At 40.0% G+C, this 13,734-nt stretch carries 12 protein-coding genes and 4 pseudogenes; 2 read left to right on the plus strand and 14 right to left on the minus strand.

Annotation, left to right across the window (positions count from 1 at the left end):
* Positions 1–43: 43 nt before the first annotated feature.
* From RCG23_RS06580 to RCG23_RS06605, 6 genes and pseudogenes are all read right to left on the minus strand, one after another.
* Positions 44–598 (minus strand): GNAT family N-acetyltransferase, encoded by a 555-nt coding sequence (locus RCG23_RS06580; RefSeq protein ID WP_308179070.1) that lies wholly within the window; start codon positions 596–598, stop codon positions 44–46.
* 30 nt (positions 599–628) lie between these two features.
* A complete protein-coding gene (gene lepB, locus RCG23_RS06585; protein WP_308179071.1) occupies positions 629–1,183 on the minus strand; it encodes a signal peptidase I in 555 nt (184 codons plus the stop codon).
* Between the two features lie 25 nt (positions 1,184–1,208).
* Positions 1,209–1,823: pseudogene (locus RCG23_RS06590) on the minus strand (TVP38/TMEM64 family protein).
* Positions 1,824–1,861: 38 nt separating this feature from the next.
* Complete coding sequence (locus RCG23_RS06595) at positions 1,862–2,401, minus strand: LCP family protein (RefSeq protein ID WP_308179072.1); 540 nt, start codon at positions 2,399–2,401, stop codon at positions 1,862–1,864.
* Entirely contained in the window at positions 2,373–2,807 is a 435-nt protein-coding gene (locus tag RCG23_RS06600; RefSeq protein ID WP_308179073.1) for an LCP family protein, read from the minus strand. Before RCG23_RS06600 ends, RCG23_RS06595 begins: the two co-directional genes overlap by 29 nt.
* A 179-nt stretch (positions 2,808–2,986) precedes the next feature.
* Positions 2,987–4,972, minus strand: coding sequence for a S9 family peptidase (locus RCG23_RS06605; RefSeq protein ID WP_308179074.1), 1,986 nt, complete (start codon positions 4,970–4,972; stop codon positions 2,987–2,989).
* 185 nt (positions 4,973–5,157) lie between these two features.
* On the opposite strand from RCG23_RS06605, the gene RCG23_RS06610 reads away from it, so the two are divergent.
* Positions 5,158–5,544 carry a YhjD family protein gene (locus tag RCG23_RS06610; protein ID WP_308179075.1) on the plus strand — a complete coding sequence of 129 codons (387 nt, stop codon included), beginning with the start codon at positions 5,158–5,160 and terminating at the stop codon, positions 5,542–5,544.
* A 3-nt stretch (positions 5,545–5,547) separates the two neighbouring features.
* On the opposite strand, the pseudogene RCG23_RS25900 reads toward RCG23_RS06610, so the two are convergent.
* Positions 5,548–6,074: pseudogene (locus RCG23_RS25900) on the minus strand (competence protein ComK).
* A 284-nt stretch (positions 6,075–6,358) separates the two neighbouring features.
* Between RCG23_RS25900 and RCG23_RS06625 the strand changes: the two are divergent.
* Positions 6,359–6,595, plus strand: coding sequence for an IDEAL domain-containing protein (locus RCG23_RS06625; RefSeq protein WP_308179077.1), 237 nt, complete (start codon positions 6,359–6,361; stop codon positions 6,593–6,595).
* Between the two features lie 66 nt (positions 6,596–6,661).
* Here RCG23_RS06625 and RCG23_RS06630 read toward each other — a convergent pair.
* The 7 genes and pseudogenes from RCG23_RS06630 to RCG23_RS06660 form a co-directional block, all read right to left on the minus strand.
* Positions 6,662–7,941 (minus strand): annotated as a pseudogene (locus tag RCG23_RS06630) (M48 family metallopeptidase).
* 159 nt (positions 7,942–8,100) lie between these two features.
* Complete coding sequence (locus RCG23_RS06635; protein ID WP_308179078.1) at positions 8,101–8,409, minus strand: AzlD domain-containing protein; 309 nt, start codon at positions 8,407–8,409, stop codon at positions 8,101–8,103.
* Positions 8,399–9,127: pseudogene (locus tag RCG23_RS06640) on the minus strand (AzlC family ABC transporter permease). The gene RCG23_RS06635 and the pseudogene RCG23_RS06640 overlap by 11 nt, the downstream one beginning before the upstream one ends.
* A gap of 117 nt (positions 9,128–9,244) precedes the next feature.
* Positions 9,245–10,021, minus strand: coding sequence for an enoyl-CoA hydratase-related protein (locus tag RCG23_RS06645; protein ID WP_308179079.1), 777 nt, complete (start codon positions 10,019–10,021; stop codon positions 9,245–9,247).
* Between the two features lie 50 nt (positions 10,022–10,071).
* Positions 10,072–11,628: a fatty acid--CoA ligase family protein gene (locus tag RCG23_RS06650; protein WP_308179080.1), complete on the minus strand. Its 1,557-nt coding sequence runs from the start codon at positions 11,626–11,628 to the stop codon at positions 10,072–10,074.
* Between the two features lie 212 nt (positions 11,629–11,840).
* The gene (locus RCG23_RS06655; protein ID WP_374049810.1) at positions 11,841–12,770 is read right to left on the minus strand and encodes a lipoate--protein ligase; all 930 of its coding nucleotides are present in this window, start codon (positions 12,768–12,770) and stop codon (positions 11,841–11,843) included.
* A 16-nt stretch (positions 12,771–12,786) separates the two neighbouring features.
* Positions 12,787–13,521 carry an MBL fold metallo-hydrolase gene (locus tag RCG23_RS06660; protein ID WP_308179081.1) on the minus strand — a complete coding sequence of 245 codons (735 nt, stop codon included), beginning with the start codon at positions 13,519–13,521 and terminating at the stop codon, positions 12,787–12,789.
* Between the last annotated feature and the right edge of the window lie 213 nt (positions 13,522–13,734).

Genomic DNA, 13,734 nt, shown 5'->3' on the forward strand with positions numbered 1-13,734 from the left:
AAGTTTCAAAAAAAAGAAGCCCGGCAAGCCGAACTCCTTTCTATCATTTCGAATTCTGCTTCCGCCACTCGTTCCGAAGCAGTCCATATAGAAACATATCATGCCGCTTGCCATCCCTCTCCAGAAATTCGCGATATGTTCCTTCCTTCTGGAAGCCAAGCCTCTCATACATAGCAATCGCTTTCTGATTATATGCAAAAACAGTGAGCTGAAGCCTATGAAGGTTCAGTTCATTGAAAGCATAATAGATGACTTTTTCCATTGCCTCTTTTCCAAAGCCCTTCCCATGGTTTGTCTCATCGCCAATCATGATTGAAATCCAGCCGACACGATGATTCCACAGGATTCCTTCTAATTCTGCATATCCAATCAATTGCTTTTTGTCGATAGAGCGTATCGCAAATCGGAATTTATCTGACCCTGTTTCCTTTATCCAGTCCTCCCACTCATTTACTCCTTTAAATTTCATCGGTAATGCGTCAAAACTTCGCATAACATGTTCGTTTCCCTGCCATTCCATCAAAGCAGGAACATCAGTTAGTGCTAAACTATGCAGATATATTTTTTCCCCTTTTAAGAAAGAACTAGAACTTAGCATCGGTTTTCCTCTCTCGAAAATTTTATTCTTTTAAAACGAAACACCCATCTCATTAATCGGCCAGTACCGTAGATTCACTTTTCCTACCACCTGATTAGTGGCAATGAAGCCAAAATGCCTGCTGTCCCAGCTCTCTAGGCGATTATCGCCCATAACAAAAAGCTTTCCTGGCGGCACCGTTCCTACACCAGTAATTTCTTTTAAAGTGAAATCTCCAGTCAATTTTCTCCCGGGGATTTTTTTGCGATAAACCTCTAAAAACGGCTCCTCAAATTTATGGCCATTGATATACAGCTGGTCATTCAAATATTCGATTTTATCACCTGGAACCCCGATGATTCTTTTTACATAGTCTTCCTTTTTATTTGCATGGAAAACGATGACATCAAATCTATCCAGATTGCCTAAATCAAAACCAAGCTTATTAACGACCAACTTATTCCCTTCCTGCAGGGTGGGCATCATGGATTGCCCTTCCACGATATAATTGGAGAAAAAAAAGGTTCTTATAAAGGCAAAAATGATCAGCCCAATACCAAAAGCCTTTACCCACTCCATTCCTTCCTTCTTCCATTCCACTTTCATTCCATCTCTCCCTTTCCATCTATTTTCATCCAGGATGTTCGCTATTAGTTTTCTTATTTAATTTTACTTCCAGTTTTTTTCCCGCATACCAGAGAATGAAAATAGCAGCTAAAACAATTACCGCTCTGGACGGCTGAGTAAGCATAGAGCGTACATCATGGCCGACAAAACTGATGGTAAATATCATCACCATTTTCCCTGCAGACACAGCAAGTATATATTTAAAAGCACTAACTTTGGATAGCCCTGCTACAATATTTACAACAGCTGAAGGTGTAAAAGGAAAACAAAAGAGCAGAAAAAGTGGTCCAAAACCATGACGGTCTAACCAATCCATCCATTTTTTTATATGTGAATGGTTCTTCAAAAAAGAAAGCAACCTTTTTTGCCCAAATTTACGGAAAATCAAAAAAACGAGGAATGCACCAAGACATGCACCAATCTAGGAATAAAGGAAACCTAGCCATAATCCATATGCACTTGCATTTGCCATAACAATTAAAAATAAAGGAAGAAAGGGTATAATTGCTTCAAGAATGGGAAGCAAAATCCCAGTTAGAGGGCCAAATGAACGGTATTCACGAATCATTTCCATTACATTTTCTAAAGTAAATGAGGCTGTGATTGCTTCAAAATCCATTTGGCACCCTCCCATTTTGAGTTTTTATCCTAGAAAAATCACTGTGAAATAAATTGATGCAACGCTTCCCGATTTTTCTCTACATCAATTTTCAGCACTGAACCTTCCCCATAAATTCTTGGCTCAGTAAAACTGTTATCAACAGGAATCCTTAGAGTTTTTAGGCTTCCCTCGTCTTTTGTTAAGAAATCTTTCGCCATAAATAATATATCTGTTGTATCCATGTTAGTGTTTACATATGGAGCGACAACTCCTATTAATTTAGGCAGCTTTGGAATCGTTTTGATGCTTGACAATTGTTCTCTTAGTGCCTGAACTACCTGCTGCTGCCGCTTTACCCTACCAAAATCACCGATTCGATCATGGCGGAACCGTACATATGCAAGCAAATGCTTTCCATCAAGCTTCTGAACACCAGGCTGCAGGGTATATGCTATATATTCAGACATTTTTTTCTCAACATTTATTTCTACACCGTCAGGAAAAGCCTCGTCAATCAATTGAACAAATCCCTGAAAATCAACTATGACATAATACTGCAAATCAATATCAAAGTTTTCTTTGATCGTCTGTCTCATCAGTTCGGGGCGTTCCCCGGGCAAACGCCGAGTTGATTTTGTGTTTCCCATGTCCCGGAATATCTACATAAGAATCGCGCATAATCGATGTAAGCTTAAATGTCCCTTTACCTTCATTGTAATGTGCAATCATAATTGTATCGGCTCTAGAATTTCCCTTTCCTTTTGTATCGCTTCCGAGCAACAGAATATTCGTATCACCGTATTGATCTTTTTGTCCTTCAAACTTATATTCCTGTGTGTCTTTTTTCTCAATCTTTTTCATTGATTGAGATACCCCTTGCTTATACTGATAATAAGAATAGGCTAAGGTTGTTCCGAATATTAACAAAAGTAAAAGCAAGAACGTTTTCCACTTTTTTCCTTTATTTTTTCCTTTTTTAGTCTCATGTCGTTCTGATCTCATCCTTAGATCCTTCCAATCACAGGTTATTTTCATTTATTTGACTAATTTTCACCCTAAAGGTTTCTTCCTATTATCATTTTCCCCTACCCAGTTTGCTTCTATAAAAAACTTTCTCACATAGTGGAGTATTTTGGCAACAAAAAGCCGCAAAGGTTTGTGCTTTGCGGCTTTTGTACATGTTAATTCAAGTATTGGCCAAACCAGTCTGCTATATAGTTTAATCGCGCAACCCTTAACCCCGGTTTTCCGCTACGTGAAAGCTCATGGTTTTCTTCAGGGAAGCGTATGAACTTCGTTGGTTTCTTTAACCTTTTTAAAGCAATGAATAGCTGTTCCGCCTGTTCAATTGGGCAGCGATAGTCCCTTTCACTATGCAGGATCAATAAAGGTGTGTCGACCTTATCCACATATGCAAGAGGAGAATGCTTCCAGAGCTTTTCGATATCGCTTAAATCAGATTCGATTTGCCACTCTGTGAAGTAATAGCCTATATCGCTTACACCATAAAAACTAATCCAGTTGGAAATGGAGCGCTGGGTAACAGCCGCTTTGAAACGATTTGTATGGCTGACAATCCAGTTCGTCATAAATCCGCCGTAGCTCCCGCCTGTCACCCCAAGCCTATCTTCATCGATAAAATCATATTTATCCAGTGCATAATCTACTGCATCCATTAAATCCTGATAATCTTTTCCACCATAATCTCCTCTTACTGCGTTGACAAACTCCTGTCCATATCCATGGCTGCCCCGTGGATTGGTAAACAGGACTGCATATCCCTTAGCAGCAAGCATTTGAAATTCATGCATATAGGAATTGCCATACATAGCGTGGGGACCGCCGTGAATTTCCATTATTAATGGGTATTTCTTTCCTTCTTCAAATCCGATCGGCTTTATCATCCACCCATTTATTTTCCAGCCGTCTGATCCTTCAAATTCAAATGGTTCTGCATCGGCTATTTCAATGCCCTTAAGAAAATCCCCATTAATATCAGTCAGTTTTTCCAAATTGCCATCGGATACATTCAGTAAATATAAGTCGCCGGTTTCAGACGGTTTACTTATAGCTACCACAGCCTGATGGTCTTTCCCGTTGAGGGCCAATCCATAAACATGCTGTTGATCCAGAAGTGCAGGATACATTTCACCATCCAGGCTTCCGTAATACACAATGGTATTACCATGGTCTGTTGCTAAAAAGTAAAAGCTTTTACTGTCATCTGCCCAAAGAACACCCGGTGTCACCGCCCCCTGCTGGAAATCTCCAATTACGATATCCCCCGCAGCGATATCTGATCCTTCTGAAAAGCAGGTAAACACGCCTGACTCTATTTGATAAATCCATAATTTCGGGAGGGTAGCATTATGGAATTCCTTTTCATGCCCAATTATTCCAAGAGTTTGACCATCTGGAGACCAGGTTACATTCCCGAAATAGCCTGTTCCATTCGTTAGTTTCGTAAGTTTTTTGGTTTTTGGCTGCAGCAAATAAACATCCTGTACAAAGGAGGCATCGGAATCTTCTTCAAGATCTGCGCCAATAGCAATATTTTCTCCATCCGGGGACCAGCTGTAAAGCTGATAATCATGAGGTCCTTCAGTCAATTGCACCACATCACCAGAATCCACGTCAGCTACGCCAATGTGTTTGTAATTTCCTTTCCAGAAACCTTCCGCATCCGATTTATATTTCATTTTCGTCACTTCAAGCGGTAGCAGCTTATCTTCTGCCTTCTTTTCTTCCTTGTCTAAGATCGTTTTATTTCCTGCCGCTGATGCAGAAAACGCGATTCTTTTTCCGTCTGGAGACCATACTGGATTGCTGGCTCCATTTTCAATGAAGGTAATTTGCTTTGCTTCTCCGCCATGGGCAGATAATATGTATATTTGGTTTTTACCTGTCCTAGAGGACACAAAGGCAATGCTTGTACCATCTGGAGACCAGCGTGGGGAATGATTTCTTCCTTTTCCTGAAGTCCATTGCACCGGCTTTGTTTTTTTAGAAACATCCATAAAATAAATATGGGAGAAGTATTCATCCGTTTCTTGGTCTATTGCTGTTTGAACATATACACAAAGGCTTCCATCTGGAGAGAGCCTTGGGTCAACAGCTGATTTCAGTTCATACAGGTCCTCTGCCTTTATTCCTTTTCTTTCGCTCACTTGAATCCCACCTTATTTTGATTTCTCTTCACTACATTTATTTCGCCAATAGAAATATTTCCCCTTCTAATATTACATAAATAAAAGGCATATTCTAAAAGTGAATATTGCCTTTCATTTGTTTTTTTTGTATGATATTAACACGAACAAGTGTTCTGTAAATATTTTTGAAGGAGCAGGGAGCGATGACTAGGATTCCAGAGAACGACCGTAATATCATGGAGAAAGCGATCTATTTGCCTATGGTTCTAATCATCTTAAACCGGGATATCTCGGTGGTCAATGAAAGTTCCTTCAAGCTCAAAAAGCCATATTTGGAATTAATTGAAGCAACGATGAAAGAAATTCAGAGGGAATTGGCTGAGGTGAAAAAATATATGAATGCCCATAAATTAAAAGTTATTGAGACTAAACGGGACGACGCCTTTACAATGTTTTTATTTTTGTATAAAGGTTACGAAGAACAACATAATTACTTTAATCCGCGCATTCGAAATAAAGTCCAGGAATTAATGGAATATTATTTTGTCAAACGGCATCAGTCCCGTATTGAAGTGAAACTGCAGCAGTAATATTTATTCTTCTCTAGAATTGGTATTTTTTCCGTATCTGTGCTGGGCTTCTGAGGCTTCCAAAAATGTAGGGCGCTGTTTTAAATAAAAGGTTTTCCGTTCCATTGAATCGATTCGTTGCATCAACTTTGTCCGTAATAAAGCTGTCCTTAGCAGCTGATTTTCAAATGAAGTGTAGGAAATAGGAAAAAGATACGATTGTTTATTTTGAAAGGTTACAAGCGTCTGGTTGGAAGAAAAGCGCCGGTGTCTTAATACATTTTCATGTGAAATCCAAATGCATTCAGGCCAACAGGCGAAGTGGTTGGAAAAAAATACATTAAGTTTGTAGAATCTATGACAATAGGCACTTTATGGGTGATGCCCATCAGCAGCTTGCTTCCTTTTTGCCTTCCTTCAAAAGTATTTCCAAAATATTCGCAGCTTCTTTTAATGATTTCCGTCGGCTTGAAGGGCGACAATAGTTCATCTTCGATTTCTACAATTTGTGAATAAATTTTGCTACCATAAATTTCGGGCTTAATAAACATCGTACACGGATTTACCTCATACACTTCATTTAATTTAGACTCCAACCCTTTCACTCCTCTATTTCACATTAGATATTTTCCCTCACAAACTGCCGGAAATTGCCGGAAATTGTAAGATACTTCTTATATTACCATAATAAAAGAAGCGTTTTTCCATTCTTCCAAATAGTTACGAAATTATTCATAAATTAAGCTATTATAAATTATTATCAGAAAATTTTTATAATTCATTGATTTTCTTTCTGAAACTCCATATAATATGAAAAAGCACAGGGGTGATTTTCATGAATGAAAAATCATACACGGATTTAATGAAAATTGGTGCCATGAATCGCATTCAAGCAAAAGAAGCCTTCGTCCGGAACCTTTACATTGAAATGCTGATATCTGAAATTCAATTGACAACAGAAAAAGAGAAATTAATGAAAAAAATCGATCAGGCCATTGATATGAAAGATAAATCCCAATTTATGCTTTTATCAGGACAGCTTGTTGAAATCAACAAACGTTTCGGGACTTAAAAAAACAAGTCAAAGCCCGCGAATCACTAAGGTTCGTGGGCTTTGATAATTTCCGAAAATAAAATTTTATTTCTTTAAACCATTCCGGTGATTGACTTCATACTCCTCCACCATCGAAATCCTCTCCAGCATAGTCGGATGCCCATAGCGGAATATTTTCACAAGCAGCGGCGGATTTACCTGGCTCAGTCCTGAACGGGTAAGCTCCTGAAAAGAGGTGATGGCAGCCTCTGGATCCTTCGTCATGTTCATTGCATACCTATCAGCCCTCGTCTCCTCATAGCGGGATGCAAAATTGCTCAGCGGGCTTGCAACAAACAAAAGCATAGAAAGAATCATCAAAAATAGAGGCAATGAACGGATATCCCTCACATCAGCAATTTTCAGCTCCTTCCCCCACCGAGCTGCGGCCAATTCATCAGGCGATATGTTATATACAAACCGATCAGGGATAAAAGTAAGTAGCCGGCAATTCCATAATATATATGTTTTTCTACGTAATCGGCGATTTCATGGGCCATTATAAACAATATTTGATCCTCAGTCAGCTTATTTAATGTCGTATCCCAAAGTACAATTCTTGAATTAGATCCTATGCCTGTTACATAAGCATTCATTGAGTTCGTCTTTTCTGCCATGTCCACTTCGAACACATGCTCAGCCGGGATTTTCGCTTTGGCTGCCATGGTTAAAATCTTTGTTTCTAATTCTTTATTTTTTAATGGAGAAAAATCGTTATACAAAGGGTCAATCACAACTGGCTGCAAAAACATCATAAAAAGGGTAAAAGGAATGGACAGGAGCCAAGCATACAGCCACCAGCGCTTTTTGCTCTTCTTCATCAGCCAGTACAAAACTGGCACAATAATCAGCATGGTTCCATAATTAAGCCAAAAATCAATCAGCTCATCCTTCATCCAAGATGGAAAGGTTTGCGTAGATATATGATACGTTTTTGATAAGGAATAACTGATATAGCTTATCGGGAAAGTAGCCAGAAAAGCAAAAAAAGACAGCCAGATTAGATAAATAGCTGTATGGGCTATTCTATATTTAGATGATTTTTCAGCCCATCTTTTAAATGCTTTGGAAAGGCCCAGAAGCAAAATCAGAAAGTAAAATAGCCATTCAAGCGGAGTAGATAAGAAAAATAACAGATTCCTGGTTTTTGAGTATTCCTCACTTAACATCAATTCCCTTCCGTTTAGAAAGGTCGCTGGATCGGCCTTTGTTCCCTGATACTCAAACGGCAGGCTTGAACTGGAAAAATAAAAAAGATACCAATAAAAAAACAACCCATATATTACATAGGCCAGTACAGCATATACCCCCATTTTTCTTGCCATGAATTGTCCTCCTTTTTGTACAGCCTCTCTACTACCTAGTTTAGTTAAAATGGGATGATTTAGAACAAGGAAAAAATAAAAAACCGGATGAATTACAGCCGGCTTAGTTAAAACAAATCTTTTTTTAGTACGGGAAAATTCATAGTGAAAAAATTTCATTCAATGTGGAAGTAAAGAATATAAAGCAAGAACAGCAATGGACCCCAGAACTGTCACAATGACATTCGCTCCTAAAAACGACACGATAAAAGCGGCTGATGCTCCGAACAGTCCGTACCAAATATCTTTTTGAATCAACAGGATGCCCGGAAATATCAAAGCTCCAAGTGTTGCATACGGAACATTTTTCAAAACACCCTGTAGAAAAGGCGGCAGCTCCTTTCCCTTAAACAGAACAAAAGGAAGCATCCTGGGTATATAGGTTACTAAAGCCATTCCAATGATCATCCAAACAATCTCATTTTTCATGGGTAAATCCTCTCTTCCTGTTCAGGGTTGTAACGATCTCCACTATGACAGCAGCAAGAAGTGTGGAAGAGACGATTGCCCATCCAGGGGCAAGCAATTTTCCAAAAGTAAAAATCGAGTTAAATGCGGCTGCAAGGGACGCTAACAAAACTACCTTTACACTTTTTTTCATGGATGGGACAAGCAGGCCGATAAACATCGCATACAGGGCTACACCCATGCTATCCTGGAGGACTTGCGGAAGGTTTGCACCTATGAGGCTGCGCAAGCCCCGAACTGAGGACCCAGCTTGAATACGAAATCGAAATAACACCAAACATGAATCCGGTGGAAACCGTTCCCTCTTTTGTAGCAGCAACTGAAAATGTTTCATCTGTAATGCCAAAAGAATAGATCATTTTATTAAACAAACGATCTTCATCATTTTTTTCATTTAATGAAGCAGACATTAAAAAATGTCGTATGTTCACAATAAAGGTTGTTAATATTATTTCAAATATTCCAGTCCCCATGGATAATAGACTAAGAGAAATGTATTGGGATGCACCCGCAAAAACAAGAAGGCTCATCAGCATTGTTTCCGACACAGTCAATCCCGCCCCTTTTGCGAGAAGGCCAAACGTCAGGGCGATCGGAAAATATCCTACTCCAATACTTATACCGGCTGAAATCCCTTTTTAAACTCAGAAGTGTTTTTTTCAAATGCAATATCGGCCATTATGTACACCTTCCCCTTTCGATTTAGAATACATTTTACCAAATTTTCTGCTACTATCAAATTATCTTTTTAGCGAATGACAGAGAAGAAAAGAAAAAACATGGCACGTTTGCCATGTCATTTCCCCTTGAATTCTGGTTTTCTTTTCTCAGCAAACGCCTGCAGCGCTTCGACCCGATCCTCTGTTGGAATCGTGATTTCATAAGCCTTCCGTTCAATCTGAAGACCTGTATGCAAATCTGCATTCATACCGTTTTTAATCGCGTATTTTGCCTGCTGCAAAGCAATTGGTCCATTCATAAGCATCTTTTCCGCAAATGCCAGGCTAGCTTCAATGGCGGGCTCTCTTTCTGCAACCATCGTTACCAGTCCCATTTCATATGCCTCTTCGGAAGTAAATCTTCTTGCGGTCAATATCAGCTCCATGGCTTTGGACTGGCCAATCAGCCTTGGCAGCCTCTGAGTTCCCCCAGCTCCAGGTATAATCGCAAGGCTGGTCTCGGTTAATCCCATCAGCGCACCAGAAGCAGCAATCCGGAAGTCACACGCAAGTGCAAGCTCCATTCCCCCTCCAAAAGCAAACCCGTTCATTGAAGCAATCGTCGGCTGTGGAAGCTGGTCAATCGCATTAAAGACCTCATTAATTTTATGTAAATTTCTTTTTACCTGTTCAATGGAAAGTGTTTTTCTTTCCTTCAGGTCAGCACCGACACTGAACGCCTTCTCTCCGGCACCAGTAAATACGACTGCTCTAATTTCAGGATTAATTCTTATTTCCTCTGCTTTTTCTTGGAGTTCCAGCAATGTGTCATAATTAAAAGCGTTTAAAGCTTCCTCGCGGTTAATTGTTACAATGGCTGTATATCCCCTTTTTTCCATTAAAATATTCGTCAATGCCCTAACCCTCTCTTTAAAAAGGCAGGCAAAGTGCCTGCCTTAATAATTTATTTAGCTGCTGCCTGTGCAACCTGGTCTTTTAATGCACGCCTTAAAATTTTCCCTGTTGTATTTTTAGGCAGCTCCTCTAAAAATTCAATAGAGGATGGAACCTTGTATTTAGCCAGATGTGCAAAGCAATAATCCAAAAGTTCCTCTGACGTTAATTCGGGATTCCTGCTGACAACATAACATTTCACCGCTTCGCCAAAATTGGGATCCGGAACACCAAGCACGGCAGCCTCGACTACATCAGGATGGTCGTACAGAACTTCCTCTACCTCACGTGGATAAACATTATACCCACCTACAATGACCATATCCTTTTTGCGGTCGACAATATAAAAGTATCCTTCTTCATCTTCCTTTGCCAAGTCCCCTGTGTACAGCCAGCCATCCCGAATGGCAGCAGCGGTTTCCTCGGGCATTTTATAATACCCCTTCATTACATTCGGACCGCGGACAATCAATTCCCCGACCTCACCAACAGGCACTTCTTCACCGAGTTCATTGACCACTTTGTTTTCGACATTCATAATCGATTTTCCGATCGATCCTGCTCTGCGCGGACGGTCAAGCGGATTAAAGCAGGTTACTGGTGATGCTTCCGATAAGCCATACCCCTCTGACAAAACAACATTGAACTTTTGCTCAAAGTTTTTCAGAAGTGCAACCGGCATTGATGCCCCACCTGATATGCAGAGCCGCAAAGATTTAAGGTCGTCAGGATTACCTTCATTGAATTGGAAAAGAAAATTGTACATGGTTGGAACACCGGCAAAAACCGTTGCCTGATATTCCGTTGCAACACGGAATATCTCTTTAGGACTGAATTTAGGTACAATCATTAGTGTTGCACCATTCATTAAAGGAGCATTTAAAGCAACCGTTAGACAAAACACATGGAACATCGGCAATGCCGTTATTACGCGGTCCTGGTCATTAATGTGCAGATAATCACTCGTATCCTTTGCATTGCTGTATAGATTTTTGTGGGTAAGCATAGCACCTTTTGGCTTTCCAGTTGTACCTGAAGTATAAAGGATAAGGGCAATATCATCTGCATTCAATTCAGGTCCCGTGAATTCATGATCACCCGAAGCGACGATATTTGTAAACGATTTCATTTTTACGCTGACTGAAAGTTCTTTTTCAATGAATTGAGTGCTTGGACTGGTCTCGCAAATAATGAAATTTTCAACCTGAGGAAGCTTTGGATGCATCTTTTCAACCAGTGGTAAAAGCATATCGAGTGCGATTACTGCCTTTACATCCCCATTATGCAATATATAGCCAATTTCATCAGGCGTATAAATTGGATTAATGGGAATAACGGTAGCACCGAGCCGTAATGCTCCATAAAGGCTGATGACGAAGTGCGGCGAATTCCCCAATAATAATGCGACATGGTCCCCTTTTTTTACCCCTAGCTTCTCCAATCCTGAAGCGAATTTTGTTACGGCACCATCCAATTCGGCATATGTAGTTGTTTGTCCCATGAAGTGGTAGGCATTTTTGCCGGAAAAAAGTTTGGCGGTTTCATGAAGCTGTGATGATAAATTCATCTCTCCCCATCCCTTCCCATGCATGAATGAGTATTCATTCATATATTTTTAACAATTTTCTAAATATATTATATTGCAAGAAATTTGTGTATTCAAGCAAACAGAACTAAAAAATAATAAAGCACGGTGCAATTAGATGCACCGTGCCCTCTGTTAATATACGAGATTAACAAATTCTTCTTTTGTTATGTTTCCAAAATATTGTTTTATATTTACATCCTCAAGGGCTTCGACAATTTCTGCTCTTTCATACCGTAGCCCTGCAGCTTGCTTTCGATATCGGAAACGTCACCTACTCCAAAGAAATCTCCATAAATCTTACAGTTTTCAATGGTGCCTCTATTTACTTCAAGGCGGACATCGATTTGCCCGACAGGAAACCGGTGTGAATGCTGTAAATTAAATTTAGGAGATTTCCCATAATTCCAATCCCAGTTACGATATCTTTCCTCAGATAATTGGTAGATTTTTTCCCAGTCTTCCTCAGTTAGCACGTATTCGGGAATTTCTTCCAAGCCGCCAAAGATATTTTTTAAAAGCAAGGATCTGAATTCTTCAATGCTGATTATATCCGAAAGAAACTCTGAAATATTCGCCACCCGGCTGCGAATCGATTTAATTCCTTTTGATTCAATTTTGTCTTTCTTTACATTTAGTGCAGAAACGACATGGTCCATTTCCGAGTCAAATAACAGTGTTCCGTGGCTGAACATTCTTCCCCTGGTAGAAAATTGGGCATTTCCTGAAATTTTCCTTCCCTCTGCGAGGATATCATTCCTGCCGCTTAGTTCTGCATTGACGCCCAGTTTTTGAAGTGCTTCGATTACAGGCTCAGTAAATTTGCGGAAGTTATGAAAGCTTTCCCCGTCATCCTTTGTAATAAAACTGAAGTTAAGATTACCTAAATCGTGATAAACCGCCCCCCCGCCAGATAATCTTCTGACAACCTGAATTCCATTGCCTTCGACATATTCAGTATTAATTTCTTCGATTGTATTCTGGTTCTTGCCTATGATGATAGAGGGTTTATTTATGTAAAACAGTAAGTATGTCTCGTTAATATCCAAGTTCTTCAAGGCATACTCTTCGATTGCAAGATTAATGGTCGGATCTGTTATTCCTTTATTATCAATAAATAACACCAGTGTTCCTCCTCTTTTATACGTCAATGGATAAAAATTGCTCAGCAAGCAAAATTTTGCCTTCAAACTCCTTTGCAGCTTCATTTATTAAATCGGACAGCTGGCCATAGTGAGGCAGATGGGTTAGGACCAACTGGTTCACACCAGCCATTCTGGCGAATCTTCCAGCCTCGGTGCTTGTCATATGTCCTGCACCAGCCCCATTCTGATGCGCGTAAAAATTGCACTCACAAAGCAGTAAATCAGCGTTTTGGCTGAAAGGGATGAACTCTTCTTTAAAGGAACTGTCACCAGTAAAAACTAATGACTTCCTGTCAGCTTCTAGCCTCATCGCAAAGCAAGGTACAGGATGGTTTGTCCTTATAAAGGATATATCGAACGGTCCGATGGACAAGCGGGAAGCAGGATTATATGCCATTCCCTTCGTTATATTTTTATACGTTAGTTTGACAAATTCCTCCTGATCCAGATTATGGCCATAAATCGGAAGGGTGGGCATATTTTTTCCCAAAAACCCCTGAATCAGCCTGGCATGCTGCAGAACACCAATATCCGCAATGTGATCCGGATGGTAATGGGATATGATAACCCCATCCAGTTCCTCGGGCTGGATAATATTTTGCAGCTTTGACAGGACTCCACTACCGCAATCAATCAACAGCTTGTATCCATCATGCTCAAGCAAATAACCTGAACTTGCCTCGTCCATCTTCGGGTAACCGCCCCAGGCACCTATTACCGTTAACTTCATTTTACTTCCTCCCTTGTCCGATTTCTGCGCTTAGTCTTAATATACTCAAAAATGTCATTTTTTCATATAAAGAAAACTCGCCGATTGGCGAGCCTTTTTGGGCGAAGACAGAGGCATAGTTGCCCTTATGCGTGATAAGAAAGTATAAACTTTCGAAAGTTTATACTTTCTTATTAGCTAAAAATACAGCTGCCACAAGGGCAGCTGATCTTC

Origin of the sequence: Neobacillus sp. PS3-34, from assembly GCF_030915465.1 — a bacterium.
Classification (GTDB): domain Bacteria; phylum Bacillota; class Bacilli; order Bacillales; family Cytobacillaceae; genus Neobacillus_A.